The sequence below is a fragment of the Paenibacillus marchantiae genome (genome assembly GCF_028771845.1).
In the GTDB taxonomy this organism is placed as follows: Bacteria; Bacillota; Bacilli; order Paenibacillales; family Paenibacillaceae; genus Paenibacillus; species Paenibacillus marchantiae.
Genome location: NZ_CP118270.1, coordinates 1055136 through 1081699 on the forward strand (window position 1 = coordinate 1055136; position 26564 = coordinate 1081699).

22 protein-coding genes are annotated in these 26564 nt (G+C 43.4%); 8 read left to right on the forward strand and 14 right to left on the reverse strand.

What is annotated here, in order from left to right:
• Window positions 1-95: 95 nt before the first annotated feature.
• Both PTQ21_RS04770 and PTQ21_RS04775 read right to left on the reverse strand, forming a co-directional pair.
• The gene (locus PTQ21_RS04770; RefSeq protein ID WP_274569004.1) at window positions 96-791 is read right to left on the reverse strand and encodes an L-ribulose-5-phosphate 4-epimerase; all 696 of its coding nucleotides are present in this window, start codon (window positions 789-791) and stop codon (window positions 96-98) included.
• Between the two features lie 3 nt (window positions 792-794).
• Window positions 795-2411, reverse strand: coding sequence for a xylulokinase (locus PTQ21_RS04775; protein ID WP_274569005.1), 1617 nt, complete (start codon window positions 2409-2411; stop codon window positions 795-797).
• Between the two features lie 394 nt (window positions 2412-2805).
• Between PTQ21_RS04775 and PTQ21_RS04780 the strand changes: the two genes are divergently transcribed.
• A complete protein-coding gene (locus PTQ21_RS04780; RefSeq protein ID WP_274570444.1) occupies window positions 2806-3897 on the forward strand; it encodes a GntR family transcriptional regulator in 1092 nt (363 codons plus the stop codon).
• Window positions 3898-3994: 97 nt separating this feature from the next.
• On the opposite strand, the gene PTQ21_RS04785 is transcribed toward PTQ21_RS04780, so the two are convergent.
• Window positions 3995-4756: a leucine-rich repeat domain-containing protein gene (locus tag PTQ21_RS04785; RefSeq protein ID WP_063565790.1), complete on the reverse strand. Its 762-nt coding sequence runs from the start codon at window positions 4754-4756 to the stop codon at window positions 3995-3997.
• Between the two features lie 263 nt (window positions 4757-5019).
• Between PTQ21_RS04785 and PTQ21_RS04790 the strand changes: the two genes are divergently transcribed.
• Both PTQ21_RS04790 and PTQ21_RS04795 read left to right on the forward strand, forming a co-directional pair.
• Entirely contained in the window at window positions 5020-6489 is a 1470-nt protein-coding gene (locus tag PTQ21_RS04790; protein ID WP_274570445.1) for a hypothetical protein, read from the forward strand.
• 145 nt (window positions 6490-6634) lie between these two features.
• A complete protein-coding gene (locus PTQ21_RS04795; RefSeq protein ID WP_274569006.1) occupies window positions 6635-7492 on the forward strand; it encodes a hypothetical protein in 858 nt (285 codons plus the stop codon).
• 113 nt (window positions 7493-7605) lie between these two features.
• Here PTQ21_RS04795 and PTQ21_RS04800 read toward each other — a convergent pair whose 3' ends face one another.
• From PTQ21_RS04800 to PTQ21_RS04810, 3 genes are all read right to left on the reverse strand, one after another.
• The gene (locus PTQ21_RS04800) at window positions 7606-8415 is read right to left on the reverse strand and encodes a GNAT family N-acetyltransferase (protein ID WP_064641495.1); all 810 of its coding nucleotides are present in this window, start codon (window positions 8413-8415) and stop codon (window positions 7606-7608) included.
• A 17-nt stretch (window positions 8416-8432) separates the two neighbouring features.
• A complete protein-coding gene (locus tag PTQ21_RS04805; RefSeq protein WP_256337991.1) occupies window positions 8433-9644 on the reverse strand; it encodes a sensor histidine kinase in 1212 nt (403 codons plus the stop codon).
• A gap of 293 nt (window positions 9645-9937) precedes the next feature.
• A complete protein-coding gene (locus tag PTQ21_RS04810) occupies window positions 9938-11077 on the reverse strand; it encodes a 5-methyltetrahydropteroyltriglutamate--homocysteine S-methyltransferase (RefSeq protein WP_090809370.1) in 1140 nt (379 codons plus the stop codon).
• 240 nt (window positions 11078-11317) lie between these two features.
• On the opposite strand from PTQ21_RS04810, the gene PTQ21_RS04815 reads away from it, so the two are divergent.
• Entirely contained in the window at window positions 11318-11704 is a 387-nt protein-coding gene (locus PTQ21_RS04815; RefSeq protein ID WP_072733908.1) for a MerR family transcriptional regulator, read from the forward strand.
• 16 nt (window positions 11705-11720) lie between these two features.
• Complete coding sequence (locus PTQ21_RS04820) at window positions 11721-12482, forward strand: SDR family oxidoreductase (protein ID WP_274569007.1); 762 nt, start codon at window positions 11721-11723, stop codon at window positions 12480-12482.
• Window positions 12483-12632: 150 nt separating this feature from the next.
• On the opposite strand, the gene PTQ21_RS04825 is transcribed toward PTQ21_RS04820, so the two are convergent.
• From PTQ21_RS04825 to PTQ21_RS04840, 4 genes are all read right to left on the reverse strand, one after another.
• The gene (locus PTQ21_RS04825) at window positions 12633-14486 is read right to left on the reverse strand and encodes a hypothetical protein (RefSeq protein ID WP_274569008.1); all 1854 of its coding nucleotides are present in this window, start codon (window positions 14484-14486) and stop codon (window positions 12633-12635) included.
• Window positions 14487-14497: 11 nt separating this feature from the next.
• Window positions 14498-16789, reverse strand: a complete 2292-nt coding sequence (locus PTQ21_RS04830; RefSeq protein WP_274569012.1) for a glycosyltransferase family 2 protein — start codon at window positions 16787-16789, stop codon at window positions 14498-14500.
• Window positions 16789-17886: a bifunctional glycosyltransferase family 2/GtrA family protein gene (locus PTQ21_RS04835; protein ID WP_274569014.1), complete on the reverse strand. Its 1098-nt coding sequence runs from the start codon at window positions 17884-17886 to the stop codon at window positions 16789-16791. Before PTQ21_RS04835 ends, PTQ21_RS04830 begins: the two co-directional genes overlap by 1 nt.
• A 231-nt stretch (window positions 17887-18117) precedes the next feature.
• Window positions 18118-18651: a YceI family protein gene (locus PTQ21_RS04840; RefSeq protein ID WP_090952605.1), complete on the reverse strand. Its 534-nt coding sequence runs from the start codon at window positions 18649-18651 to the stop codon at window positions 18118-18120.
• Between the two features lie 225 nt (window positions 18652-18876).
• On the opposite strand from PTQ21_RS04840, the gene PTQ21_RS04845 reads away from it, so the two are divergent.
• On the forward strand, window positions 18877-19599 hold the full coding sequence (locus PTQ21_RS04845) for a YheC/YheD family protein (RefSeq protein WP_090952607.1): 723 nt from the start codon (window positions 18877-18879) through the stop codon (window positions 19597-19599).
• A gap of 91 nt (window positions 19600-19690) precedes the next feature.
• On the opposite strand, the gene PTQ21_RS04850 is transcribed toward PTQ21_RS04845, so the two are convergent.
• From PTQ21_RS04850 to PTQ21_RS04865, 4 genes are all read right to left on the reverse strand, one after another.
• Entirely contained in the window at window positions 19691-20029 is a 339-nt protein-coding gene (locus tag PTQ21_RS04850; RefSeq protein WP_063565778.1) for a hypothetical protein, read from the reverse strand.
• A gap of 195 nt (window positions 20030-20224) precedes the next feature.
• Window positions 20225-22348, reverse strand: coding sequence for a 5'-nucleotidase C-terminal domain-containing protein (locus tag PTQ21_RS04855; RefSeq protein ID WP_274569015.1), 2124 nt, complete (start codon window positions 22346-22348; stop codon window positions 20225-20227).
• Window positions 22349-22532: 184 nt separating this feature from the next.
• A complete protein-coding gene (locus PTQ21_RS04860; protein ID WP_274569016.1) occupies window positions 22533-23459 on the reverse strand; it encodes a polysaccharide deacetylase family protein in 927 nt (308 codons plus the stop codon).
• Window positions 23460-23828: 369 nt separating this feature from the next.
• The gene (locus tag PTQ21_RS04865; RefSeq protein ID WP_240342993.1) at window positions 23829-24476 is read right to left on the reverse strand and encodes a hypothetical protein; all 648 of its coding nucleotides are present in this window, start codon (window positions 24474-24476) and stop codon (window positions 23829-23831) included.
• A gap of 414 nt (window positions 24477-24890) precedes the next feature.
• Between PTQ21_RS04865 and PTQ21_RS04870 the strand changes: the two genes are divergently transcribed.
• Together PTQ21_RS04870 and PTQ21_RS04875 are read left to right on the forward strand one after the other, a co-directional pair.
• Window positions 24891-25868 carry a YndJ family transporter gene (locus PTQ21_RS04870; protein WP_274569020.1) on the forward strand — a complete coding sequence of 326 codons (978 nt, stop codon included), beginning with the start codon at window positions 24891-24893 and terminating at the stop codon, window positions 25866-25868.
• Window positions 25869-26040: 172 nt separating this feature from the next.
• Window positions 26041-26490, forward strand: coding sequence for a HEAT repeat domain-containing protein (locus PTQ21_RS04875; protein ID WP_274569022.1), 450 nt, complete (start codon window positions 26041-26043; stop codon window positions 26488-26490).
• Window positions 26491-26564 lie beyond the last annotated feature (74 nt).

A 26564-nucleotide genomic window follows, 5' to 3' on the forward strand; every position in this document is an offset into this window, starting at 1 on the left:
CGTTATCGTGTAAAAGTTTGATACAACTTCATTGGTAGTAGTAACAAACAACTTATTCGCTTGAATTATTATCAACCGATCGCTACATAACCAAATTACTTCTGTCCGTAGTACGCGTCTTTTCCGTGTTTCCGCAAATAGTGTTTATCCAAAATGCCTTGCGGCAGTTCTTTTGCAAAGTTATTCAATTGCCGCGCATACAGGTTCATTTTGCACACTTCCTCCAGCACGACGCTGTTTACAACCGCCGACTTGGCGTCTTTGCCCCACGTGAACGGTGCATGACCATGAAGCAGAACTGCCGGGATCGACATCACATCCAGCCCGCGCTGTTCAAATGTTTCAATAATGAGACGGCCCGTCTCCGCTTCGTAGCCGCGATCAACTTCATCCTGGTTCAAGAAACGGGCACAAGGTACGGCACCATAGAAAGTGTCTGCATGTGTCGTCCCCATCACGGGTACGTCCAGACCAGCTTGCGCCCAGATGGTCGCCCAGGTGGAATGAGTATGCACAATGCCGCCGATTTCCGGGTAATGTTTGTAAAGCACAGCATGTGTCGCAGTATCCGAAGAAGGCCTCATGTCCCCCTCTACTACATTGCCGTCCAAATCCACCACTACCATGTCGCTCGCTTTCATCTTGTCGTAGCTGACACCGCTCGGTTTGATGACAAACAGACCACTTTCCCGATCCATCGCGCTGACATTACCCCATGTGAACTTCACAAGTCCGTGCTTCGGCAGCTCGAGATTCGCCTCATAGACCTCTTCTTTCAGTTGTTCTAACATGTGTTAGTCCCTCCCGTTCTCTACCAGATGATCTACCGCCGCCTGCTCAATTGCGAGGCCCTTCCGATAACGTTCGATAAATGCTTCAAACCCTTTGACATCCGATGCATCCGGTGCAACTTCCTCACCCTCGACATCGCTGAAGACCTTCTGCTCAAGGAACACATCCAGACCCTCCTGTTGATCCTTGTTGATCATGTACGAGGCCAGAAGCGCCATACCCCATGCGCCGCCTTCACCCGCTGTAGACATGACTGACACCGGCACGTTCATCGCTGCGGCTACGATCCGCTGTCCGACAATGGGAGTCTTGAACAGACCACCATGAGCCAAGATGCTGTCAATCGCCACATGCTCGTTCTTCGTCAAAATGTCCATGCCGAGCTTGAGTGCACCAAACGCGGTGAACAGATGCGTGCGCATGAAGTTCGCCAGATTGAAGTTGCTTTCCGGTGAGCGGACGAACAATGGACGGCCTTTGTCGATGCCCGTAATGTTTTCACCCGAGTAATAACCGTAGCTCAGCAAACCGCCACCATCCGGGTCGGCTTCCAACGCTTTATTGAACATCACGCTGAACAATTTACCGGTGTCCACTTCGTATCCCATCGCCTCGGAAAATTCACGGAATAATCCAAGCCAGGCGTTGATGTCACTGGAGCAGTTGTTGGCATGCACCATGCCTACCGGACTGCCGTCCGGGGTCGTAACCATATCGATCTCGGGATACACTTTGGACAATTCCTTCTCCAAGACGATCATCGCGAACACGGATGTGCCGACGGAGATGTTGCCCGTACGCTTCCTCACGCTATTCGTTGCTACCATGCCCGTTCCGGCATCGCCTTCTGGCGGACAGAGTGGAATGCCTGACTGCAAATCATTTGAAGGATCGAGTAGCTTGGCTCCCGCTTCGGTTAACTCACCAGCATTCTCACCAGCGAGATACACTTTGGGAAGAAGGTCTTCGACCTTCCATGGATAACCTTTACTTGCGATCAGTTCATCAAACTGCTTGATCATGGATGGGTGATAGTTATGCGTGGACTCGTCGATTGGGAAAATGCCCGAGGCATCGCCGATACCGATGGCTTTATTACCTGTCAGCAGCAAGTGTATGTAACCAGCCAAGGTTGTCAGGTGATCAATGCGAGGCACATGGGTCTCTTCGTTCAAGATCGCTTGATACAAATGAGCGATGCTCCAGCGTTCCGGGATATTGAACTGTAGAAGATCCGTCAGCTCCCTTGCAGCCTTCCCTGTGGTCGCATTACGCCACGTCCGAAACGGTACCAGCAGCTCTCCCGTGCTATCCAATGCGATATATCCATGCATCATAGCCGAGAATCCGATGGAACCTACCGTTTGCAGCTTGATTCCGTATTTCCGCTCTACGTCTTGCTTCATCTCACCATACGCGGTCTGAAGACCTGTGATGATATCCTCCTGGTTGTATGTCCAATATCCGTCTTTCAGGAGGTTCTCCCATTCATAACTGCCTGACGCGATGGTCTCAAAACGTTCGTCAATCAGCACCGCCTTGATTCGCGTCGATCCAAATTCGATGCCTAGTGAAGTGGCTCCCTTGGTAATCGCTTCTTTCATATCCACATGACTCATGATCACGTAGTCCCCTCTCTGACACAGTAGGTAAAAGTAAAAAATAATTGGCTTAAAGATGATTGAAATAGATTCATATTTCGGTTCATTGAAAAGAATGCGCTTTCCTTTTCTGACAGCCTTAGTATATTTTTTGTACGTACATTTGTCAATAATATATAATAGTTATACTTACATTAGTTATGATATAACGTCTAAACGATCTCATTTCTGTGCTCAAAAGGTTATGTTGTAGGGTACATATCTCTATCTTATAACGGGAAATGTACGGTTTATTTTGTAAAACTGGCTGCTTTATTTCCATTCAGATCGATTCATGATAAAATATGTACGTACAACTATGGATATGACGATATTTTTTTATAGATAAGTAACGATGAAAGAAGTGGACTGCGTGAAGCCAAAGTATCAGGTCATCATTGACGATATCAAAAGCAATATCCTATCGGGAACCTATAGCGTAGGCGAACAAATCCCTACCGAATCCGCACTGCAGGACAGCTACAACGTGAGCCGCCAGACGGTACGAAAGGCCATTTTGGAGCTATCGAACGAGGGATTTTTGAGAAGTGAGAAAGGTTCCGGCACCTATGTAAGCAATCTGTATAGATCCAGAACCGGCGGGAACACGATGAAAAAAACAATCGGCGTCATCACGACGTACATCTCCGATTACATCTTCCCCTCCATCATCCGCGGCATTGAAGGCCGATTGAATGAGGACAATTATTCATTGCTGTTAGCCAGCACCAATAACGACGTTGAACAAGAGAAAAAAGCGCTTGAGATGATGCTGTCCTACGGTGTGGATGGTCTGATCGTCGAACCGACCAAGAGCAACTTGTACAACCCCAACATTGCGTATTACCTTTCCTTTAAAGAGCAGGATGTACCGTTTACAATGATCAATGCCTTTTATGAAGAGCTCGAGGTGCCTTTCTTCTGTCTGGATGACGTGCAGTCCAGCTATCTAGCTACCCGGGAACTGATCGCCAAAGGACATAGCCAGATCGGCATTATCGCGAAAATGGATGATTTACAAGGGAAGTATCGGATGAAGGGATATATCAAAGCGCTGGGCGAAGCCAAGTTACGGTTTCATCCCGAGCAAGTGCTTTCGTTCGATACGGCATCGAAGCCAGACCTCTCCACCAATTTGGAGGTGTTCCTGGAGGAAAACAGAGATGCGCTGACATCCCTTGTCTGTTATAACGATGAGGTGGGGCTAGAAGTCGTACATGCATGTAGAAAGCTGGGGATTTCCATTCCTGACGAGTTATCCATTATCGGCCAGGACAATTCTTATATCGCCAAGAACGCCAACATCAAACTCACGACATTAACTCATCCCCAAGAACAAATGGGCCGTGACGCAGCGGATTGGGTCATCAAGAAACTGCAAGGTAAAAAGGATCTGCCCACCAACACCTATTACCAGCCAGTGCTGGTTGAGGGCGAGACAGTAAAAGAGATTGAGTTGGAATAGTATTGGGACTAAGCATGAAAAAAGGGCCGTTGAATTATTCAACGGCCCTTTTTTATATATAAGTAATTAACTTACTCCCACCGAGTAGAAACCGAATCTACTTCGTTTCAGCTTCATCGTCATATTCCAAACTTACAATGACACCTTTCTTCTCCAGTTTTTTTATAACCTGCTCCGCCTGTTCATTCAACGGATTGCCGGCCAACGATACCTCTATTAAATGGGGTATGGTGTCGAGCACTGCAATATCTTGAATGAGGTTATCCTCCACATAAAGATACTCCAACGTCGGATGGTTCTTTAACGGACTTAAATCTTGAATTTTATTTCCACCCATAATAATCCACTCTAGATTTATTTTCTGAAGAGGACTTAGGTCTGCTACCTGATTGCCGCTGGCAAGCAAACTGGTCAACTTATGTAAATTTTTCAATGGCGTTAGATTTTTAATTTGATTACCACTAACCAGTAGACTTTCTAGATTACTTAACCCGGAGAGTGGGGATAGATCTGAGATCTGATTCCCTTCAAGAACTAAGAACTCTAGTTTTTTCAACTTGCTGAGCGATGTAATATTTCTTATTTTATGACCGGGCATAATCAGATCGACCAGGTTTACGGCTTGTTCAAGTCCTTGCAAATTGGAAATCTTGTTTTTGGTATCCTCGGCATATAACGATTTTAATTTCTTCAGATCGCTCGTCTTCACTTCTTTTTTAGATGATATCTTCAATGTTTCCCGAATAACTTTTGCCAGGGCCACATCTTTAATAACAGGTGCAGCCGACATGGTTGTTGCCGGTAATAATATGAGAACCAAACAAAATACAATCATATTTTTTACGAATTGAATGGGCATTTCGAGTCTCCTTTAAGCATCTTAAATTATGTGTCATATGTATATATGAAATTTCCAGAAAAGTACATCTTTTACGATGGTACTTCCTTTCTATACCTTTGTCCATAAGATCCTGTCATTCTATCATCAGTAGCACAGCAGGCAAGCAATATAACTATTTTGTTCAAATAAACTTCAAAACATCATATAATAACCACTTAACAAACCATTAAAACTGGTATATTATACAATTGTAGCAAAATTTTATTATATTTCGAGAGGGGATTTTAAACTTGAAAAAGACGCTTTCTATGGTTGTCGTCATGAATCTATTTCTCAGTTTTTCCTTCGGCTTTCAAGCGTTTGCAGACGATGACATGGCCGAATCGGGAGTTCACCCTGATGCCCATGTCGCAGAACAGGTAATGCAGCCAAGTGAGGAAATGATATCCACACTTACCAAGGATGTTTCTGAGTTGGATTCGTCCAAACTGAAGAATCATCGGGTAAAAGTACCTGTAAACTTGGAATCGGCTACCGCGTCTTCAGAATTACAAAAGGGACTCATTTCGGCTCCGCAATCGATTATCGCTACAGCCACAGCAGAGACTAATACATACACGGGCTACATCCAACAAGAAGGTACGTCCAGCTTTTTATACCCTATTTATGTACAACCGGGAAGCATACTGCAAGTACAAATGGATAATCCGGCATCGGCGCAGCTAGATTACGATCTATATCTCTACGAATTTGACATGTCCACTGGTGATTTGAACCCAACCCCAATTGATTATTCAATATATGGAACGTATCTGAATAACTACGGAAACGGATCAAGAACCTTGTCTGAAAATGTCGGCACGAAAAATAGCACCGCCAGTTCCAAAGCCTACTTAATTGAAGCCTACGGCGCAGTTGGAGGCAGCATCAATGAAGCATTCACCCTAACCGTTTCAACTAGCTCAACCTATGATTCATACGAGACAGATGAAAATGCACTTCATGCTTATCCTTTCACGGTTGCGACTGGTGGCTCTACTCTTTCAAGCCGCTCCATTAATTCGGAAGTCGATCAGGATTGGTATAAGATCACGGTTCCCGAAAGCAGAAATTACGATGCCATGCATATCGATCTGGATCAAGCCTCTGTAGGTAATGGCTATAAGGCGGAATTGTATGGTGCATTAAGCAACAATCGTATGGCACTAATGCCCTCCACCAACGGCAATGTGTCTCTAGGCACGGGCACATATTATTTGCGAGTGTATACAGCAAGTAACTATTCGGATAACAACTATTCATTACACCTTCAACCAGTGTTAAGAGCGGATAAAGTCGTGATCACAGGTTATAATTCTAATGGCGGTCCGAATGACTACCCCACATATGCCTATGGACGCTACTACCGGATTACGGGAACCAGTTTTACGGTGACTGGCGTTGCCGCGACTTCAGATAACTATGCGGTAGCCAATGCGGAAGTAGAAGTCCTTTGGGAGAATGATTATTGGACGGAAGGCAGTAACAACAGATATCGGAGTGCAAAGGTTATGACAAACAGCAGCGGCCAATTCACTGCTACGTTATCCCTGCCTCCTTCAACCGGGAGCATAAGTCAATACTTGCCTGGAGCTATAAGCTTCACTCACTACTATGATATTTGTGGTGTGCTGGCGAAGGTAACGAATCGTCCGAGTGCAAATGATACAGATATTGTGTATCACTTTGCCTACAGTATTTACGGAGGTTAAACAGATCAAGAAAAAGCAATGGGCGATTCGTCAACATGCCTATTGCTTTTTTTGTCCAATCATATTAAAAATATGGAATATTATTCCGATAGTATGAAGAGAAGTGAATTATTGGAATACATTAATCGAATAGGAGTGTGTATTTATGAAGGTTCAAAGTACGACTCAGTTTGACCTCAATACCTACATTCAATCGAAACAACGCGCGGATAAGCCCTCTTTAGTCACTGGCACGATACCCGAACTGTCGCATAACAACGACACAGTGGAGATTAGTCCGGCTTCCAGGCAGTTGGCAGCATCCGATATTGTAAATCATTCCGCTACATATTTTGGAACCGTTCAAATCAATGATTCCTTAAATCGCCTACTCACAGATCAACCCTCGGAGGTGAAGGAGGCTGTCTATGGCATCATTCAAGCTAACCTCATTACTAACATAACCGAGGAAGAGGACAGATCAGCATTGCTGGAATTGGGTCTCACACAAGCAAAGTATATCGCGGATAACTATATGAAAGGGGATAAAGCGACGGAATTCATGGATACGATTCGTCAAATCGCCGCCATCTCCACAACCAGAACGGTAGATCCTGAGACGAAAGAAATCCATTATGAGACTCCTCCTCAGAGACCTGTTGGCGCTCCAGATGATTATATCGATCTAACCTATATGATGAAGAAATTTGAACCCAAAACGCTGGATAAGCTCCAGGATGCAATTGTGAACGGAAAAGACTGGAACAGGATTCTTCAAAGCTTCGCCAAAAATGTATCGACTAATCAGGACTGGTTGAAGGAATACAAAGAGGACGTAGCCAAATCTACGGGGAATATCGCTGGGGAGAACAGATTCGAAAAAGCCTCTACTTCCAGCTTGTCTGAGTTTGCCCAAGATATCAAGAACATGATCGCTCATGCTGGATTAGTAAATAGCGATTTTCTGACAGACAATATAGAAGCATTTATGCGAACCTTGGCAATCCCGAAATCCAGTGGATAATGGAGAAGATTCTCCAACATGAGTGATAAGCATGCCACTGAGAATCAAGATAAGAATGTTATACATACCTACAATTGATTCTCAGTGATGCCATACTCTAGACCACTTTTCTCCTAATTGAATTTAATGTCAGCCACTTGACCACTTTTAACAAAACCTATATTTTGATAAACCTTATTCGCATCAGGGTTCTTCAAATCAGCATATAGCATCGGATCTAAACCCTCTGATATGAGGATAGAACATAATTCTGCTACAACTGCACTTGCATATCCTTTCTTACGAAAGGCAGATGGTGTATATACTGCATTAATTCTCGCATGTCTTGGAGAGCGATGTGCAATATTAGCCATGGACACAGGGTAACCATCTACCAGCCATAGATACAGATTACCTGTTTCTATAGCCGACTCTGCTGCTGAGAGTTGACTAGATGGTTCAACTTTAACTCCATAAGCCCCTTCTGAGAAACCAGCTAAAAATTCCGCAACTGTCTCCAAATGCTGTCTTGTAGCTAGGTGCAGTGTCCCTTCTACATGAACTGGCTTCCTTACCTCTGAACAAACGTAGGATTCCATCATCATATAAGGAACACATTGAACCTCGTTAGCCTCTGAGAATACCTCAGAAAAGTGTCCAACAGTCGCCTGATCTCCTGATATCCCCGGAAGCTCATTTCCCTTGAGAAATTCTAAAAGTTCTTGCAAGAGCTTGTTCTTTGGTTCAGCTGCAAGTTCTTTGGAAATCCACAACCAAGCGTTGTGCCCTTCGGTCTGGGCAAAGATCATTGTTTCATTAGATGCTTTTAGACAGGTTGAACGCTCTGACTCGCATATACGATGAATAAGATTGTACTGGACTTCATCGGCCATAAACATATTCTGATGCAGCACTTGATCGTTTACACCAAACTTCTGCAACATACCCATTCCTCCTCTATTCATGTAGAAGACACAAAAGCCCCATCCGTAGCCAAGAAGCGTACCGTAACGGTCGTTCCAACACCTTTTATACTTTCATAATTAATTTCCCCGTCATATTTTTCTACAATATTAAAACAGATCATTAATCCTAGTCCGGTGCCATTACTTTTTAATGAATAAAACGGCGTCCCGAGCGACTTCACCTCATCCTCTGACATTCCGCTCCCTTCATCCATAATTTTGATCTCAATATAATGTTGATTCCTCTTGGCAATCACAGTGACGGGTTTCCCCATATTCGATGCTTCCAATGCGTTTTTAATTAAATTCATCATCAACTGCTTAAACTCAATGGGATTAATAAAAATGAAGCAATCCTCTTCTGCCTCGATATGCATCTGATTATCAGATAACATCGCATAGGAACGAACCAGACCTGTTACACTCTGAAGAGCATCGTTCACATTCACTTTTTCTGGCTTCTGATCTTTATTCGGCTTGGAAAGGGTTAAAAACTGAGAGGTAATCTGTTCAACGGTATTCAACTCATCAATCATCAATTTGAACTTGTTTTTGACTGGATCATCAAATGCAGGATCTTCTCTGTATAACTGCAAAAAACCTCGAACAACGGTGACTGGATTTCTAATCTCATGCGCCACAGCAGCCGTCAAATGGGCTATCATCTTTAAACGCTCCGATTGTTGTAATTGTTCATGATAGAGCTGTTGCTTTTTCATACGACTAAAGGACAAATGGAAAATGAGAAATAATAAAATCTGACTCGCTATAATATTAATGAGGTTCCCTAGGATGTCATGATGTAAATACGAATATATATTACCTTGATCAATCAGGATGATATAGCCAAATGTGATCAAAATTAAAAATCCATTCAGAATGATGGAGAAATAAAACAGTTTTAAATCAAAAAACAGAATGGCAAGTGAGGGAATCAGACAAATGAGAATGTACGTAGTCCAGGTCTCTGGATATAAGAAGAACAGGGTATAGAAATAAGCAAAGCCAAACAGGATGATGATCTTTCTGAAAACATAGGTTTCATGCTTCGGGTAGATCAACAAACAAACCGCTAGAATGGCCACACAAAAAAAATGGATGACATACCCCACTGTAATTCCGCTTAATTCTGTCGTCGATAGGATTAATCCAGATAACATAAGAGCAATGAGAGTTAACATGGAAATATAATATGTTTTTCGGTTCACCTGACTGTACAATTCTTTCATCCACTCACCACTTTAAATTAATGTCGACACCTCGGTATGTATGTAGCTCTTTTCATTCCTATATTTAAAGGCATCCCACTGGATGCCCTTATCTATAATAGCATTGTATCTCATTTAACTAGCTATACAATATGAAAATTTGAAATAAATGATTCCCAACAACATAAACCCAACATTAGTCAAACTAATGCAAGGCCTAGAATGCCAAGTAGCCGTACGGATCAATGTCCGTACGGCTGCTCTTGGGTAAAAATATGCTTTTAGCTTATGAACTATTTCCAGAGCTCTTCAGCAATTTCTTTGATAAAAGCAAGCTTCTGCCATTGCTGCTCTTCTGTCAGATGGTTGCCTTCTTCCGTGGAAGCGAATCCGCATTGCGGGCTCAGGCAAATCCGGTCCAGATCCACATATTGCTTCGCTTCTTCGATACGCTTCAGAATATCTTCCTTGCTTTCAAGCTCACCAAATTTGGAAGAGAACAAACCAAGCACGACCTGTTGGTTATCTTTCAGGAAACGAAGTGGCTTGAAATCGCCTGCCCGCTCGGTATCAAACTCCAGATAGTAGCCGGAGTAGTTATCAATGTTCAAGAGCGTTTGCGCAATCGGCTCATAACCTCCACCGACACCAGCATATGTTGATACGTAATTCCCACGGCATACATGTGTCGTTACCACGAGGTCCTCCGGCAAACCGGATATAACTTCCTCGTTCAACTTCGCAAGTTCGTTCGCATAATCGGCTACATTTACACCAATCTGCTCCATGAATGCCATGAACTGCTGATCGCACAATGCGCCCCACGTGCAATCGTCAATTTGAACGCTTCGGCAGCCCGCTTCATACAAGGCCAAGATCGCCTCTTTGTACGCTTTGGCAATATCCGAAAGAAGCTCTCCCCGGTTCGGGTAAATGGCTTGCGTACTTTCTTTATTTTCTGCCCGGTCCAATTCAAACAGGAACTGTGCAGCAGCAGGAATGGATTGACGCGCAACGACGTCATCGCCAGCAACACCTTTTAAGAATGCATAATGTGAAACGAACGGATGAGTGCTGAAACTTACTTTGCCCGTCAGACGTGCTGTTTCGGGTCTGGATTTGGCACCGTTAAACTCATAGCCTTGATCAATGATGGTCCGGTCAACACCGTCAAGTCCCCAGAAGAAGTCCAGATGCCACCAAGAGCGACGGAATTCCCCGTCCGTTACAGCTTGAAGGCCAACTTCTTTTTGTTTTTGCACGAGCTTCACAATTTCAGCGTTTTCTACTTCCTCTAGTTGCCCAGAAGTAATTTCACCGTTTTGGTATTTCGCTCTCGCCTCTTTCAACGCGCTTGGGCGCAAGAAACTGCCCACAATATCATATCGAAATGGAGTGACGGTCCGCTGTTTAGGTTCTGTTTGAATGCTCATCGTTTAATCTCCCCGTAAATTAATTATAAGATTAAATATAACATGTCCGATCGGATTTACTGTTCTATGAAAGAGCTATAGCAGGTTATAGTTATAAGCTATAGCTGAGTCCAACTTTCCTTTACCCGTGAGGTATCTCCCATCCAAAAGAAAATTTATTTACCTTATTGACTTAAACCATAGTTTAAGTCGTATGCTATTCCTGTTGACAGAGTTAACACCTATTTGGAGGTCTCCAACATGAAGTATTTTTCCATTAGCGAAGCTTCAGCCCAATTGAATATTCCAGATTCAACGTTACGTTTTTATGAGAAAAAAGGACTTCTACCCATGATGGAGCGTGATGATGCTGGCAGGAGATTATTTTCAGAAGTTCAGATGGCTTTATTGGAAACCCTTGTTTGTTTAAAAAACACGCATATGCCCATTAGTCAGATTAAGCAATATATGGACTGGATCATCCAAGGGAACTGTACGCTTGAAGCAAGGCTTGAAATGATGCAAAATCACAAGCAGGCAGTGCTGGATGAAATTTCGTTGATGCAGGAATCCCTGAAGGGCATTGATTTTAAAATTACACGTTACACCCGTCAAATAGAGGAAAGAAACGAACAAAAAGATACCTAAGAGGAGAGATACTATAATGAAACTTTCAGGAAATACAGTACTCATCACCGGTGGAGGCTCTGGGATCGGATTAGCATTTGCAGAACGTTTCTTAAGAGCTGGAAATACTGTCATTGTTACTGGACGACGTGAAGCAGTACTTCAACATGCAAAAGAAACACACCCTGACCTTATTACGTATGTGAATGATCTGAATATTGAATCCGAGCGTGTAGCGTTGTTTGATTGGGTAACCACAAACTATCCGGAAGTGAATGTGTTAGTTAACAATGCTGGTATCCAACAACGCTTTAATATGCTGACAGCGGATGCGAAGAGTGATTGGAGTTATTTCAGTAAAGAAATTACAACGAATATTGAAGCTCCCTTTCATCTATCCATGCTGTTCGCTCCTTATCTAGCAACCAAAGAAGAGGCGACGATGATTAACGTCACTTCCGGATTAGCCTTTACACCCTTTGCGATTGCTCCGATATATTCAGCAACCAAAGCGGCACTTCACTCCTTTACAATCAGCCTGAGACACCAGCTTTCGGATACGTCTGTAGAGGTCATTGAAGTTGCTCCTCCGGCAGTAAGTACAGATCTGGGTGGAGCAGGCCTGCATACGCATGGAGAACCATTGGATGCCTTTGCAGATGGAATTTTCGAAGGATTACAGGAGGGTCATAAGGAAATTGGCTATGGTACCTCTATCGCTCGTTTTCGCATGTCCCGAGATGAAGTCGACAAATATGCAGAAAGCATGTATCACGCAACGAAAAACTTCATTGAATAACTCACCTGCGAGCTATGTGCTACTATTGAAATGGTTCATCACATAATTTTCGTGTGCTTCAAATAAAAGAGGCAGATGCATGCTAAACGCCGTATCTGCCTCATTTTCATTCTATCCATGACCCGTGAACAACCCACTATAAATGTTGATCTAAGTCAGCGTAAGAATGATCTGTTCTCCGGAACGGGTAATCTTGTAGATCCCCTCTTGCATGTCAATGCCATAGTGCTTTTTCAGCAGCCACTTTGCGTTACGATCCGTCTCCACGACGACCAGATAATCGTAGCCACTCAGGAGGTTGTCCATATTATCCTCATAGAACAACACGATCCCGTCCACATGTGGAGCATACAAGAAATACTTCCCGACATACTGCATGTAATAATTCGTGACCTGCTGGTCCCTATCCGAGGCGTAGAACAGATATCTGTTGTTGTCCTCCTGACCACCTTTATACCAGCGATCACCGGTAACCGCATGGATTTTGTAAGGGAGCGTTGTATCGTAGGTTTTGGCAATCGAGACGATCCCGTTGTATTCCGATAAAAGGATCGTCGCCGCAATCGCCATACAGCCGATGATTCCTTTTTGATAATGCCCCTTCGTCTCGACCGTCTTGAAGGCTTGATAATCAGGCACTTCACCAATCCGATAGTGGAATGAACGCTCCAGGTCGATTGCAGCGCATAGCACCAGCCCACCGGCGAACAGCACCACAATACTCGAGGCATAACGCTCGAAGCCTGCCAGCACGATCGCCTCATCCATCGGCATGGAGAAGAGATACAACGCCAGAATGCCTGCATAATACAGCAACAATACAACATCCAGTGCGATCAGTGCTTTCCACAAGTTCCACTTCTTCTTGAGTACTACATAGGCAAATACCGAAGCCGCAATCGCTACAATCTCGAAAATGACAATACCGATGACCGGCCGTGTCGTAATATCCGTACTTGATTTTAAGAACAGCCACAGAATCTCATGCATCTGCTCCGCCGTTTTGCCGGATTGGATCCCGGAAGTGGCCACATCGAATTTGTTATCGACGCCCTGAAACACCGTTGCCATTCGCCAGCTCCAGCCGAAGTATGGAATCAGTGAACCGCAGATGGTGCCAATAACAGCCAGCGCAGTTTTCCAACTGAACTTTTGTTTGTGTTTTAGCCATGTATACACCAAGAAGATCAGGCCGATGGCTGCGAAAATAATGCCTGTGCTTTTGATGACTGTCAGCACACCTGCAAGCGGGAGCATGATTATGCATGCTCGTTTGATATTATGACGATATTGGTATATAACCGCCAGGATGGCGAGCGCATAGATAGGAAGCAAGAAATCCACGAGCAGGTTGGTAATCCGAATCGTAAGGTTGAAGAAAGACAGTGTAGATAACCCGAGTCCGAGAAACGCATACAGCAGAAAACGTTTCCTCTCGGAAACGATGCCAAACATAGCGTAAAAACAGGAAAAGATCAGCAAACCTTGTGCCAAGAGCATCACAGACTGGTCATGCCCCATAAATCGACAGACGTAATAAATAAATGATGAGGTCCCTAGCGGATAATTTTTAAAATCAATTAGGTTCGAAACCGGTGTCGGAAAAGCATCTGTGCTGAGCATCTGCTTCAAGACAATCGCCCAATGGGAAAAATTATCGTAGTGCGTCAATTGGTTTTGGAAGAGTACCAGTAAGAAAATGAACGTCCCTGCCAGGAATGAAAACTGGAATAAGGAAAAAGAAATGCGAAAGGATGCTCCTCGGCGCATTCCGAGAAACACCATTCCTCCATACAATAGTAATCCGACGAGAAGAAGGACAAGGCTGCCAATGTAAAGTTGCCCTGCCAAACCGCTAAGAAAGACAATACATGCTATGGAGGAAAACACAAATACAGGGATGAACTCCCAACGTATAGATAGTGCCTTTCGAACAAACTGCATGTAACCCATAAAGGAGAATATCAATAAAACTCCCATCACAAATTGAAGCAAATACAGCATATCTATCTCTCCTAACCCTCTCTGGTGAAACGATCGGCATGTGGATGGGTCAAATCACTCAGCAATTGATCAATCAAACCGCGCTCCACGATATCATCAATATTCTCCACCGAGAGAAGTACTTCGCGACGATTGGCTGTTGTTTTCCCTGTGTGCAGCAAGATGACTTCAATATTACTCTTCGTATAAAAAGTAACGACCTCTCCTGCCGTAATATCACCATGAAGACCCGTAGCGGAAAAGAAACGATAATTAAAGCTGCGCAGCGTACATCCAGCATGATTGGTGAAATGAACTGGAAGCTGAAGGGAAAGCCTCGGCATTTTTCGTTGATCCGATCTAGGTTGAACAATACGTTTTTTTACATTGCGAAGCATATCGTCGTAAGCCGTATCCCACAGATTCATCTTCTCTGGCAATGAGTGTTTACGATCGTAGATGATTTGCATGTATTGACGGTTATCCGTCTCATCAATCGGCTGAACCGTCGCGGAATAACGCCAGCCTTCTCCATCCTGTTTCACATAAACGATGACCGCTTGAAGATTGGCCTCATACCGCTCGGATTTTACGACCAGAGAGATCGTCTTCTGTTCAGGTAGATAAATGGGATACGGCACATAAAAGGCAATACCTTGTTCAGATACATCTACTGTCTTGGCCTGATAGCGCAGATTCGTGTCCTGGTCGTGGATCATAACATCCTCCTGCGCCCGAATCCGCTCTGTCTCCCGATACGCACGACGCCCTATCATGAAGAACAGGGCATAACACAGCGCAATCATATTATGAATGAGCCAGAAAATAATGATACTGCTGAAGAACAGCGCGATGCCATATTTACCGTTAACGTACCGAATCACAGCCGCAATCGAAAGCAAAAGCAGGAAGATATGCGGAAGTGCATATAACAGAGCAGACATCCATTTCCGACCGTTCGCTCTGCTTTTATTCGTAACCTTGAATTTTTTCTCGCGGATGCCCAGCGTTTCAAGGAGAACCGGCCATATCAGATAAGGCATAAATATCGTATCAATAACCTGACTCCAGCGCTGATTCCGAATATTGCTCGACAGATAACGCATCGATACACTGTAGAAGAAATAGGACGGAAGCCAGAATATTAAGATTTGCCAGAAGGTTGTGTTTACAATCTTAAAATCGAATAGTGCAAACAAAATGGGTGCCAAAATGAAAATCAACCGGTTAAAGAAGGACCACCAGTATAAGAAACTGCTTAAATAGGTTACCCTCGTCCAAAAAGGAAGCTTCTCAGATATAGGAGCACGCGTATTCTGCAGGCTCTGAATAATACCCCTTGCCCAACGAATTCGCTGCTTGATCATGCTCGGAACAGTTGTTGTCGTCTGCCCGGCAGCTTGAACCTCTTGAGTCGCATAGGTAATATAGCCTTCCTGCTGTAAGCGGATGCTTGTCTCAAAGTCCTCGGTGATCGTGTTCAACGGGAAACCGCCGATGTCTTCCATACCTTGCCGGGAAATGATCGTATTGCTACCGGTATAGGCTACCGCATTGGAGGCATTACGCAGGATGTTCACTTCTCTGGAGAAGAAATCCTGTTCATTCGGAATTCCTTGCTCTGCATACAAGTTAAACTGAAACAGATCCGGATTATAGAAGCTTTGAGGGGTCTGTACCAACCCCAGCTTGAACTTTTTATCTATTTCATCCTCACGGCGAAGCCGCCATCTCCCGTTCTCTTCTATAAACGTGGAGAGCAGGAAATACGGGACTGTTTTCATCAAAAAGGTGTGTTGCGGGATCATATCTGCATCAAAGGTTGCAATGAGTGGAGAAGTAGTTTTGCTAAGGGCATTATTCAGGTTACCTGATTTGGCATGCTTGTTGCCAGGAAAACCCAGATATCCTACGCCAAACTGCTTCGCAAGCTCCTCCACCTCAGGTCGTGCTCCATCATCACACAGATAGATGTGAACCTTCTGCTTGTCAGGGTAATCCATGAACGTACAAGCATTGACGGTTTTATACAAAAGATCAACCGGCTCGTTATGGGTGGCAATGAACACATCCACATGAGGATAAAAATCGGGAGGGACGATGGGAAAGTCGAGCTGCGTACGTTCCTTTTGCATCTTTTGAAAAAACAATTCAAAGGTGGTCAGTACGGTTACCGTCTCAGCCACAATTAAGAGCATGCCGAAGATGACGTTCAGAACGCCTTCGCCCCATGGCAGTGTAAAGAACATCCGCCATAGCAAATAAATCGACATCAAGATCATGGTGATGACAAAGAAAATATGTTGCCTTTTTTCGTTTTGCACTACAGCTGCTTCCTCCTTGCTGCAAATACCCATCTTCGCTGCAATTGAAAACTGAGCAGGAACAGCAAGGCATCACAGACAAATTTCGCGATTTTCTCATCCACGAAGAAAACCGTATGGAACAAATATACCCCCGTACTGGAAAGCACAATCACGAATCCGCACAACGTCAAATAGCGCCATAGACTGCCCTGACTATCCTCTTTACGGAATACAAAGTGCCTATTCAGTACATAGTTGACGACAATAGAAATAATTCTCGCAATCACGGTTGCGAGCAGAATTCTTAGATAATCCTGCTGACCCAATATAGGCCGCAAAAAGTCGATCAAAAACCATGCAATTCCCAAATCAACGACAGAACTCGCAACGGAAGAGGAAATAAACCGCAGGAAGTTGGAGAACAGCACACCCATCACCCGAGCGCTGTCCTGAACAGCTTTAAAGTGTGTCCCTGCATTTCCATTCTCATAGATGACTTGAATCGGCATGGTATGAATCGGGATACCAGACTGAATACACGAGATGAGCATCTGCAGCTCATATTCAAACCGGATACCGCGAACATCTTGCATGAAAGCAAGTAGTCCGGGGCCAAAGGCTCGAAGCCCGGTCTGGGTATCTGACAGCTTTTTACCGTAAAGCATAGCAAAAATAAAGGACGTCATCCGATTACCCAGCAAAGATTTCGGCGGTATGCCTCCCTCGCTGAAGTTCCTTACCCCGAGAACCAATGCATCAGGGTGCTGCCTGGCTTCTTTCGCAAGTCTGTATACATCCTCTGCTGCGTGCTGCCCATCTGAATCCGCAGTGACGACGAACGAAGATGCATCGAACTGCTGTCCGATATACTTAAATCCGGTTTTAAGCGCAGCACCCTTTCCCAGATTTTCCGCATGCCGAAGCAAGACACACCCGTTCTCACTCAGCTCTTCGAAAATCGATTGATACGCCTCACCAGATCCGTCGTCTACAATGACAATATGGGTCAAGCCATATTCTCGCAATTGCCGTACATAGGCTAGAAGTCTCTCATCTGGCTCAAGCGATGGAATAAGGATGATCGTTTTGCCGTCTTCACTTTTATCTATAATCATCCTAGTTAAGCCTCAATTCGACATATTTTCACAAATTCTTTTTGAATACTGAGAGTATAACATCGAAAGAGTATACAGTAAACGAACAACTTGTATATATTTTGGTAAAAAAGTTGTATACACATTCGCATTAATGTATAGGCAAAAAATACTAGAAATAGGACTGTGGTATACACAACGAAAAACTCGCCATAATTATAGCGAGTGCATCTCAGATATCATGTAACAATGCTATTCTATTCGAATTGCTTCGATATAAAGCTCGATGCTTACTTCATTTCCGACGACAATTCCACCCGTTTCCAGAGGCGAGTTAAAGCTCAAACCAAATTCATTACGATCGATACTGGCAGTCGAATGAAATCCCACACGTTCCCGGCCTCGAGGGTCTTTATTAAACCCTTCAAAAACGGTATGAAAAGTAATAGGTTTTGTTACGCCATGCAGCGTTAAATTGCCTGCAAGTTCATATTGCCGTTCGCCAGTAAGAACGCAGTTGGTACTTTGAAACGTAATCGCTGGATACTGGGCAGTATGAAAGAATTCATCGCTCCTCAGGTGTTCATCTCGTTGCCGCTGGCGAGTAGTAATACTATTTGCGTCGATGGAAGCCTGAATACCCAAGGTTGTTACATCGTTGGGGTCAAAACTTAAAACCGCTTCGAACTGCTCGAATACACCTTTGATTTTATTAATCATTAAATGCGTCACCGAAAACTCAACAGAGCTGTGATCCGGATCCACTTCCCATTTGACATTGCTCATAAATAAATTCCACCTCTATAATCATATGATGAGAAAGGTCGCCCTATCTCCAAAGCACTGCGCTATTCGCATGCTCTTAATATACAAAAAGGCTACTGACAACGTGATGTCAGTAGCCTTTTAACGTTCTAGCTTTTCTCATAAATATAGACGAATGTCCGCTTATGCTGATCCCTAATTTGAATTAGAATTACCGTAGAAGTCTGGAAAAAGGCTGTGATTCCAATGTTAATCAAAAGAGATAAATGGCTGCAGTATCGCATTCTCCACAATGCGTCCTCTCTCGCCGGACGGTTACCAGAAACACAGTTACTTAAAAAGGACACTTTAACGAAAATGCTGCTTCAATATCAAAGCGTCGTACTGAAACCTCGCAACGGAAGTTATGGAAGGGATATCATTTTTATCAAACGTAACGGTGGGAAATCCTATCGTATTCAAAATGAAAATAATGTGGTCATCATGAGAGACACCGATAAGGTATTCCAATGGCTCCACAAAAGAAACAAAAGTGATGGATACATTGTCCAAAAACGTCTGTATCTTGCCCAAATTGGGCACAAGCCGTTCGACATTCGAATCATTGTTCAGCGCAAAAAAGGCTCTTCAGCCAATTGGAACGTTACCGGCTACTACGCTAAAGTTGCGGCGCAGGGATATCTAGTCACGAATGTGACTAGCCGCACCATTCCAGTGCTGGAGGCTCTCAAATTAGCTCGAATCGAAGATCCGAGCTTGCTTGTCAAAGCGGAACACATTGCACTATCTTCTGCCAAACGACTGGGAGAGCATTACCCTACGCTTAGACAAGTCGGGTTCGATATAGGTATCGACAGGAAACATCGAATTTGGATCATCGAAGGTAATTATAAACCCGACCTACGGCCTTTCCGGCTTTTGAAAGATTCCTCAATGCATCGCAAAATATTATGGTACAAGAAACATTAAAGCAAAAAAGAGACGACCAGCCTTTTTCTACGGCCAGTCGTCTCTTTAGGTTAAATTTTGATGCTTATGATGATCATGATCGCTTCAGTTATTACTTGAGGCGTCTCGTGGCACTTGTAACACGTGTCACTTGGAATTTATTTACTCCTACCTGTATAATGGCAAACTGGCTGTAAGAGGTACCGGAAGAAGTATACGGCTCGGCTTCAATATTTCCACTTGGCGTTCTAACCGTTGCGGTGATTCTAGTTACCAAGCAGACTCCACGGCTGGAAGCTCTCCAAGTCTCGTCACGCAAAACACTATAATTGTCGTCACTACAAAAGATGGATGCATATTCAACTTTTCCAGACGCATTAAACGAAGTAGAGTTATAGATCTGAACAGGGTCATAACCACCTCTTGGTCCTCCAGGTCTTCTATTTCCCATTATCAAAACCTCCTTATTATTGATAGTTTTATTAAATGCATTTCAAATGTTTTGGTAAGGTATAAATGTGGACAAGGAACAAAAAGTGCGTTTGTCCAGTGGCCTGGGGAGCCTTATATTGATGTTCCTCAAAACAAAAAAAGAACCACCTGTGTTGTTACACAGGTGGTTCGAGAATGATAGATTCTTTTTAAATTATGAAGCTTTTGCTGCAACAGCTTTTTGAATTAAAGCTTTTGCATCGTTAGTAGAAAGACCTTGTTTAGGTTGAAGCAGATTTTTCTCTGCTGCACTAAGAATACCTTTGTCAATCAGTTTTGCCATAGGTTTCACCGCATAGGTAGAAACGGTTTTGCCATCTTCAAAACCTGCAATAATCGTAGCCGCATTTTTGTCAGAAGCTTGATCTTTCACCAATTTAGCAAGAATGGTAGCTGCTTCTTCACGAGTGATATCACGATCAGGATTGAAGTTACCACCGTAGCCTTGAATGAATCCAGCATGAGTCGCTTCAGCGATTGCATCTGCATATGAAGCGTTAGCAGCAACATCCTTGAATGCAGGTGCTGCAGCTACTTCGTTCAGTTTCAACAGGTCTACTAGAGCACTAACAAATTCAGCACGGGAAATAAATTCTGTTGTTGCAGGTGTTTCTGTTTCTTCTTTAGATGCAGCTAGATTCGTGATACGTCCTTCCGTTTTAGCCACAATGTCAGCGCCTTTATACGTATCTACAATGTACTGGTAGAATACATCCAGATCGATAGGACCAGCCAAGGATGATTTAGCATCTACCAGCACTTTATAGTTATCTCCACCTGCAGCCATAAAGTTGTTAACTACAGCCGTATATGTTTTTGCAGGATCAATAGGTGTGCCATCTTCAAGAGTGAGACCAGTAACACGTTCCGCCACTGGTTTATTGAAATCTGCAGTATATTTCAGACCAGAGATCTGTAGAGTTTTGGTGTTTGGTGTACCATCAGCGTTGGTACCCCATTGTTGCTGCAACAACGTTTTAATTTGTTCGCCAGTCAACTCCAGTTTCACTAGAGTATTACCAAAAGGTTGGATTTTAGCAAGATCAGCAAAGGTCACATCGCCTTTTGGCAGATCCGCACGAATACCACCTGGATTCATAAATGCAAAGTCAGCAGCACTTGCCTTATCCCCAAAGTCTGCTTCACGCATTGAATCTGCAATGAGGTTGCCCAGAGCGGCTTCGTTATTATAAGCATCTGTACGGGTAACAGAACCATCCGTTGTACCTACTGGCTTAGTAAGCTCAGGATGCTTGTCTAATGATTTTTTAATAATAGCTAAAGATTCAGGGTCTTCTTTTACACCCTCTTGGAAAGTCGATGTAACTGTAGCTGATTTCTCAGTTACATCGCCAGTTGCAGGGTCAATCATCAATTTAATATCTTCAAATGCCGTACCATAAGAATACGCTTGAACGATCAATTTTCCATTCACTTCACCGTTAGCCAAGGCATGATTGTCACCTGCAACGATAACGTCAACAGGGGAATCAGCTGGCAAAGCTTTTGCTAAATCAGCTGCTTCTCCAGTGGTTACGCCTTCTTTGGTTGTTGCTGGATCATGCGCCAATACGATGATCGTTTCTACACCTTTATCTTGCAATTCTTTTGCATATTTATTAACGGCTTCAACTTCTTCTTCTGCGCTTAAGAAACGAACGCCAGCTGTCCCAGATGGGGATACTTTGGCAGGTGTGGATTTCGTCACTAATCCGATGAATCCGATTTTGACTCCGCCTACTTCTTTAATAACATACGGCTTAATCAATGTTTTGCCAGTGGCAGTTTCAATGACGTTTGCATTGACGTAATCAAATTTTGCACCAGCATGAGTTACTTTTCCTTCTTTTGGATCAAGGCCACCAAAGATTTGTGCCTTCAAAGCAGCGACACCTTGGTCGAATTCATGATTGCCTAGAGAAGCTACATCAAAGCCCATCATATTCATCCATTCCATGGTAGGCTCGTCACGATCAAGAGATGAGACTGGAGCAGATGCACCCACAGAGTCTCCATTATGGAAGAGTAGGGAATGCTCATATTTTGCTTGAGCTTCTTTTAAGTAGGTTGCTAAAATTGGAGCCGTTCCTGCCTTTTTATCACTAACGATCGATGTGGTATCTAACTGACCGTGGAAGTCATTGATACCAATCAAGTGTACTTCTACATCTTTGCCTGCGGCAGAGACAGAACCTGCTGCGCCCAATAGTTGGGTGAGTAGTAGTGCAGCAGTTGCCACACGAATTGTGCTTTGGCCCAGAACTTTTTTCCAATACATGAATTAACAAAACCCCTCTCCAATTATAGATCCTGAAATATTTTACCATAGTTCAATTCATAAAAGTCGTAGAATATATCAAATGGATGTAAAAAATTTAAAGATTGATAGAGAAAGGACATACCTGTATCTGGATTTTAACCAAAGCTAGTTCTTGGGGTTTCAATCTGCTCTGAGGTCTATTTTATTTGAAGATGACGAATTTTAAATTTTTTTCTTTTAAGTGTTTAAGAATAGCCGGAAGTGCTTCTAATGTGTTTTTGTTCTCATGCAGCACATATACTCCGCCAGCAGCTTCGACCTGATGAAAGTATCGAATAATATCCTCTGGCTTCTTCGCATTCCAGTCCTCTGGATCTCGATTCCAGAGAAGGGTCTTCATATTCAACTTCTTAACCTCGGAGACAAGTTTGTTGTTAACTGCACCGTATGGTGGACGGAACAAAGTAACCGTTTTATGCGTCAATGATTCCAGAACGCTGTTTGTCTTCGACAAGCTCTCGCTCTGATCCTGTGGGGTGTCCTTTGGAAGCAAACTGTGATCCCAGGAATGATTCCCAATCGCCATTCCATGTTCACTCGCATAGATAACAGCATCTTGATTGGGTCCCACCTTCTGCCCCACGAACAGGAATGTCGCCGCTACCTTCTGTTCTGTCAGAATGTCCACAAACTGCTTCGTAAGCGTGGAGGGTCCGTCATCAAAGGTTAAAGCCACATATTCCTTCGGCAAACCAAAGAAAGACTCCTCTTTATCAATATCGATGACTTCAAAGGATTCGTGATTACTGTCTGACTGATCGGATACGTGTGATAGGACGATAGGATTTGTTCTGGCAGCCGTAACTGAAGTTTCCGTCTTGTATGGTTCACTTATAGCTGTAAGCACCATCGGCGCTTCAAAATCATCGTCTTTTTCCCCAGCCATCGCCACCCCGACTGATCCGCTAAACGTATTTGCAGAATCGTCATTCCCCTTCGAAGTGATAGATAGAACAATCAGAAAGCCGATAGTTACCAGGGACAGAATCAAAATTTTGGGCATGTGTGCAGAGAATTGCCGCAGGAGTTGTGTCCGTTGCTGAGCGGGTTCCGCTACTCTGTCTTCCACTGGAACGGGCGGAAGGTTCCTGATCCGCTTAATTTCATTTATGTATGCTTCGCTGCATGCAAAATACTGCACATCCCGGGAAACTTCTGTAGTTCTAATTATGGAACTATAAAAGGTATTTCGGTATGGATCCCACTTGGAATAGGGAGAAAGTCTGATCCTGTCTCCATTTAGTGGCTTCAACATTTCAAGCCCAAGATATGTAAACTCGTCAATATTAATTTCGTATATAGCTTGCCTATCCTCTTGGGACACTGCGACCGTGATTTGATTTACACCATCCGAGGTCTTCCCAAGCGATAACAGCTCCATTACCTGCGTAATGTATGTCTCCATACCATTCGTCCTCTCTTCCGATCAGCAATGACTTTAATCGATTGGAGATTCCTCGGTTGTTCCTGCGTTCGATGCAAACGGAGATGTCAATCTGTTAGTAAAGTCATTTACAACATTAAGCAAATGCGTTTTCTCCTGGCGAAGAGCATCGAATTTCTGTTTCATTTGAGTGAGCTCGGATTCATATCTTACATTCTTCTCCTCAAGCTCGCTGATTCTCTTATTCTTATCGGTAATCATCTCATTGTGCTTCTGAAGCAGGCCGGCATAATTCTGGCGTTCAAGCTCAATTACACCTTTAAGCTCCTCATTTTGACCAGACATAGTGGATTGAAGCTCCCGAAAGTCTTCCATTATTTGATCGACCTTCAGATTCTTATCGGCCAACTTTCGCTCCAGCTCCAAAATGCTCTTCTCGCGTTCCTCAATGACCTTGCCCAAGTTCTTTAGGTCTCTGTTTAAACGATCGTTTTGTCCGTTCGAATGGTTTAGTCGATCCTGCAAATCATTATGACTCATTTCGACATGCTGCTTGTCCTTAATCATCTGCTCTACGGCGAATACCAGATCAAGCGAGCTTTTATCCATAAGACCCTTATTGATTAAAACAGAACTTGAAGGCTCTTCCTTCACCTCGGAAGGAGTCGAATATAGCGACACTTCCTCTTGTGGCTCGTCCAAGTCCCTCCTCATGTCAAGGTCAAGGTCCTCTCTCGATTGCTGCTGCTCAAGTCTACTCTTCTTCTTTTGGAACGGTGAAAACATATATTAAATCACCTTTTCTAGGAAAATGTTGATAAATGTCGATTTATGGCATATAACCGCATATTTATTATCGGAAATTTACCTTTATTTTTTAATATATTCGATAAATAAACATCAGAACGCAGAAAAAAGAGACGCGGACATCACTCCAGCGTCTCTTAGGGCTATTTTCCATGACTCCATCAACCGCAGTAAGATAAGCTTATTTTCATATATTGACAAATTAATGTGTTAGACTACTAAAAGAAGAATTGCCGATCTATACTAAAGAACGCTGCACAACTGGATGCAGGCAGTTATTACGATAAACATAGTTAGAAAGGAAACCCCATGAATCGTTCCTTGAAGCAACTAATGAAATCATTATTAGCACCAGCGTTCCCCGGTGGTATCATAACCATTCTGATATTTTATCTTGATTACTTTCAATTCGAACTTGTTGAAAAGTTTCTACTTTTTGCGGCTTTCGTCATTGTACCTCTTGTGATTTTACTTATGAACCATGACGAAAAGAATAAACATCAACGAATGGTTTATGCTGCTATGAAATGGCTCCAGTTTCCCGCTGCGCTTCTTACCCTAGCCTCGGTAATGAGTAGTAAGATGTGGGGGTTAGAAAGTACGACAATCCCAGGGATTCTGTCCCTTGGGTGGCTACTGTTCACACTGCTGCTTGGCATCTATGGCTTGACCACTATTGTGATCGCTAAAGGAAAAGCAGCGGAAATAGCGATTGGAGCGGGGCTCGTTTATTTTTTTATCGGGGGCATTTGGTTTACCTTATATCAATATCAATTGAACCTCTTCCAAGCTAATCCTGCAACGCACGCATTAAGCTCAGTTCACTTTCATTTCTCATCTGCTATCGTTCCAATTTTTATTGGTGAACTTGGACGCATCATGACGAAGAAAAGCTGGTATCCCTGGGTCGTTGCCATCGATATCATCGGACCCATCTTGATTGCTATTGGTATGATTTTCTCTAAGCTAATTGAATACATTGGTGTCACTTTGTTCGCCTGTAATATTGTGATTTACACCGCTTATCTCCTTGCTTACTTGAGGAAAAACGCTTTGGATAATAAGGCGACCTTCTTTTTAGGCCTATCTTGTCTAGCCTTTTACACGGTTGTTGTGCTTTCCATTTTATATCCGCTACTAAAAAAGATATTTTTCTTAACCATACTTGATTTCATTCCCGTTTACGGATCTCTGCATGCATTTGGTTTTGTTTTATGTGGACTGATTGGTTGGGTGTACACGGTAGACTTCATTAAGAGAAAAAAGATGGTCAAGGAGAATAGATAGGTTGATACATCTATATGAGTGATTACATACAAAAACATGAATTGGTGAATGTGATGTATAGGCTGTCAATTGGCTTCATAGGAGTAGTTTAGTCAGGTTCGTGCTATAATAGTGTTCACATAAATAACATTCATCATTCTGCCGAGATGGCGATGATTAAGGAGATTGAATTTTGACGAACAACCATGATATTGGAGCAGTTAACGAACTACCGGAAAACTTTGAAGAGCTCAAACGAGCGGCTAATCGGACGAGCTGGAGAGAAAGACTAAATGCGGTGAACGAATTGGGGAACTGGGATACAGCCCCTACCATTAAGTTACTGCAGCATGTTTTGAAAAATGATCAGGTGTTCCAGGTGCGTGAAGCTGCATATTTCAAGCTGAAGCAGTTAGATGAAGATGTTCAAATGCCTGCCAAAAACAAAGGTGAGCTGTTTAAAGGTCTTAACAAAATTTTGCTACGAATTAAAAAAAGCCTTCCTGAAGGTCACACATTTGAGCAATTCAAGGAAAAACTGCAAAAGACACGTCTGGATATTTATGATACTTACGAGGGCGACAAAGATGCTGAGTTCGATTCCTGGCTCCATGAAATTTGGGAGACACTAGGTAGAAAATAGCCGCCGTTCAAGCTACAATGTAGTCTTTGCACAGTCTCCATACGGCTGATTTAACACTCGACCCTTTGCTTTAT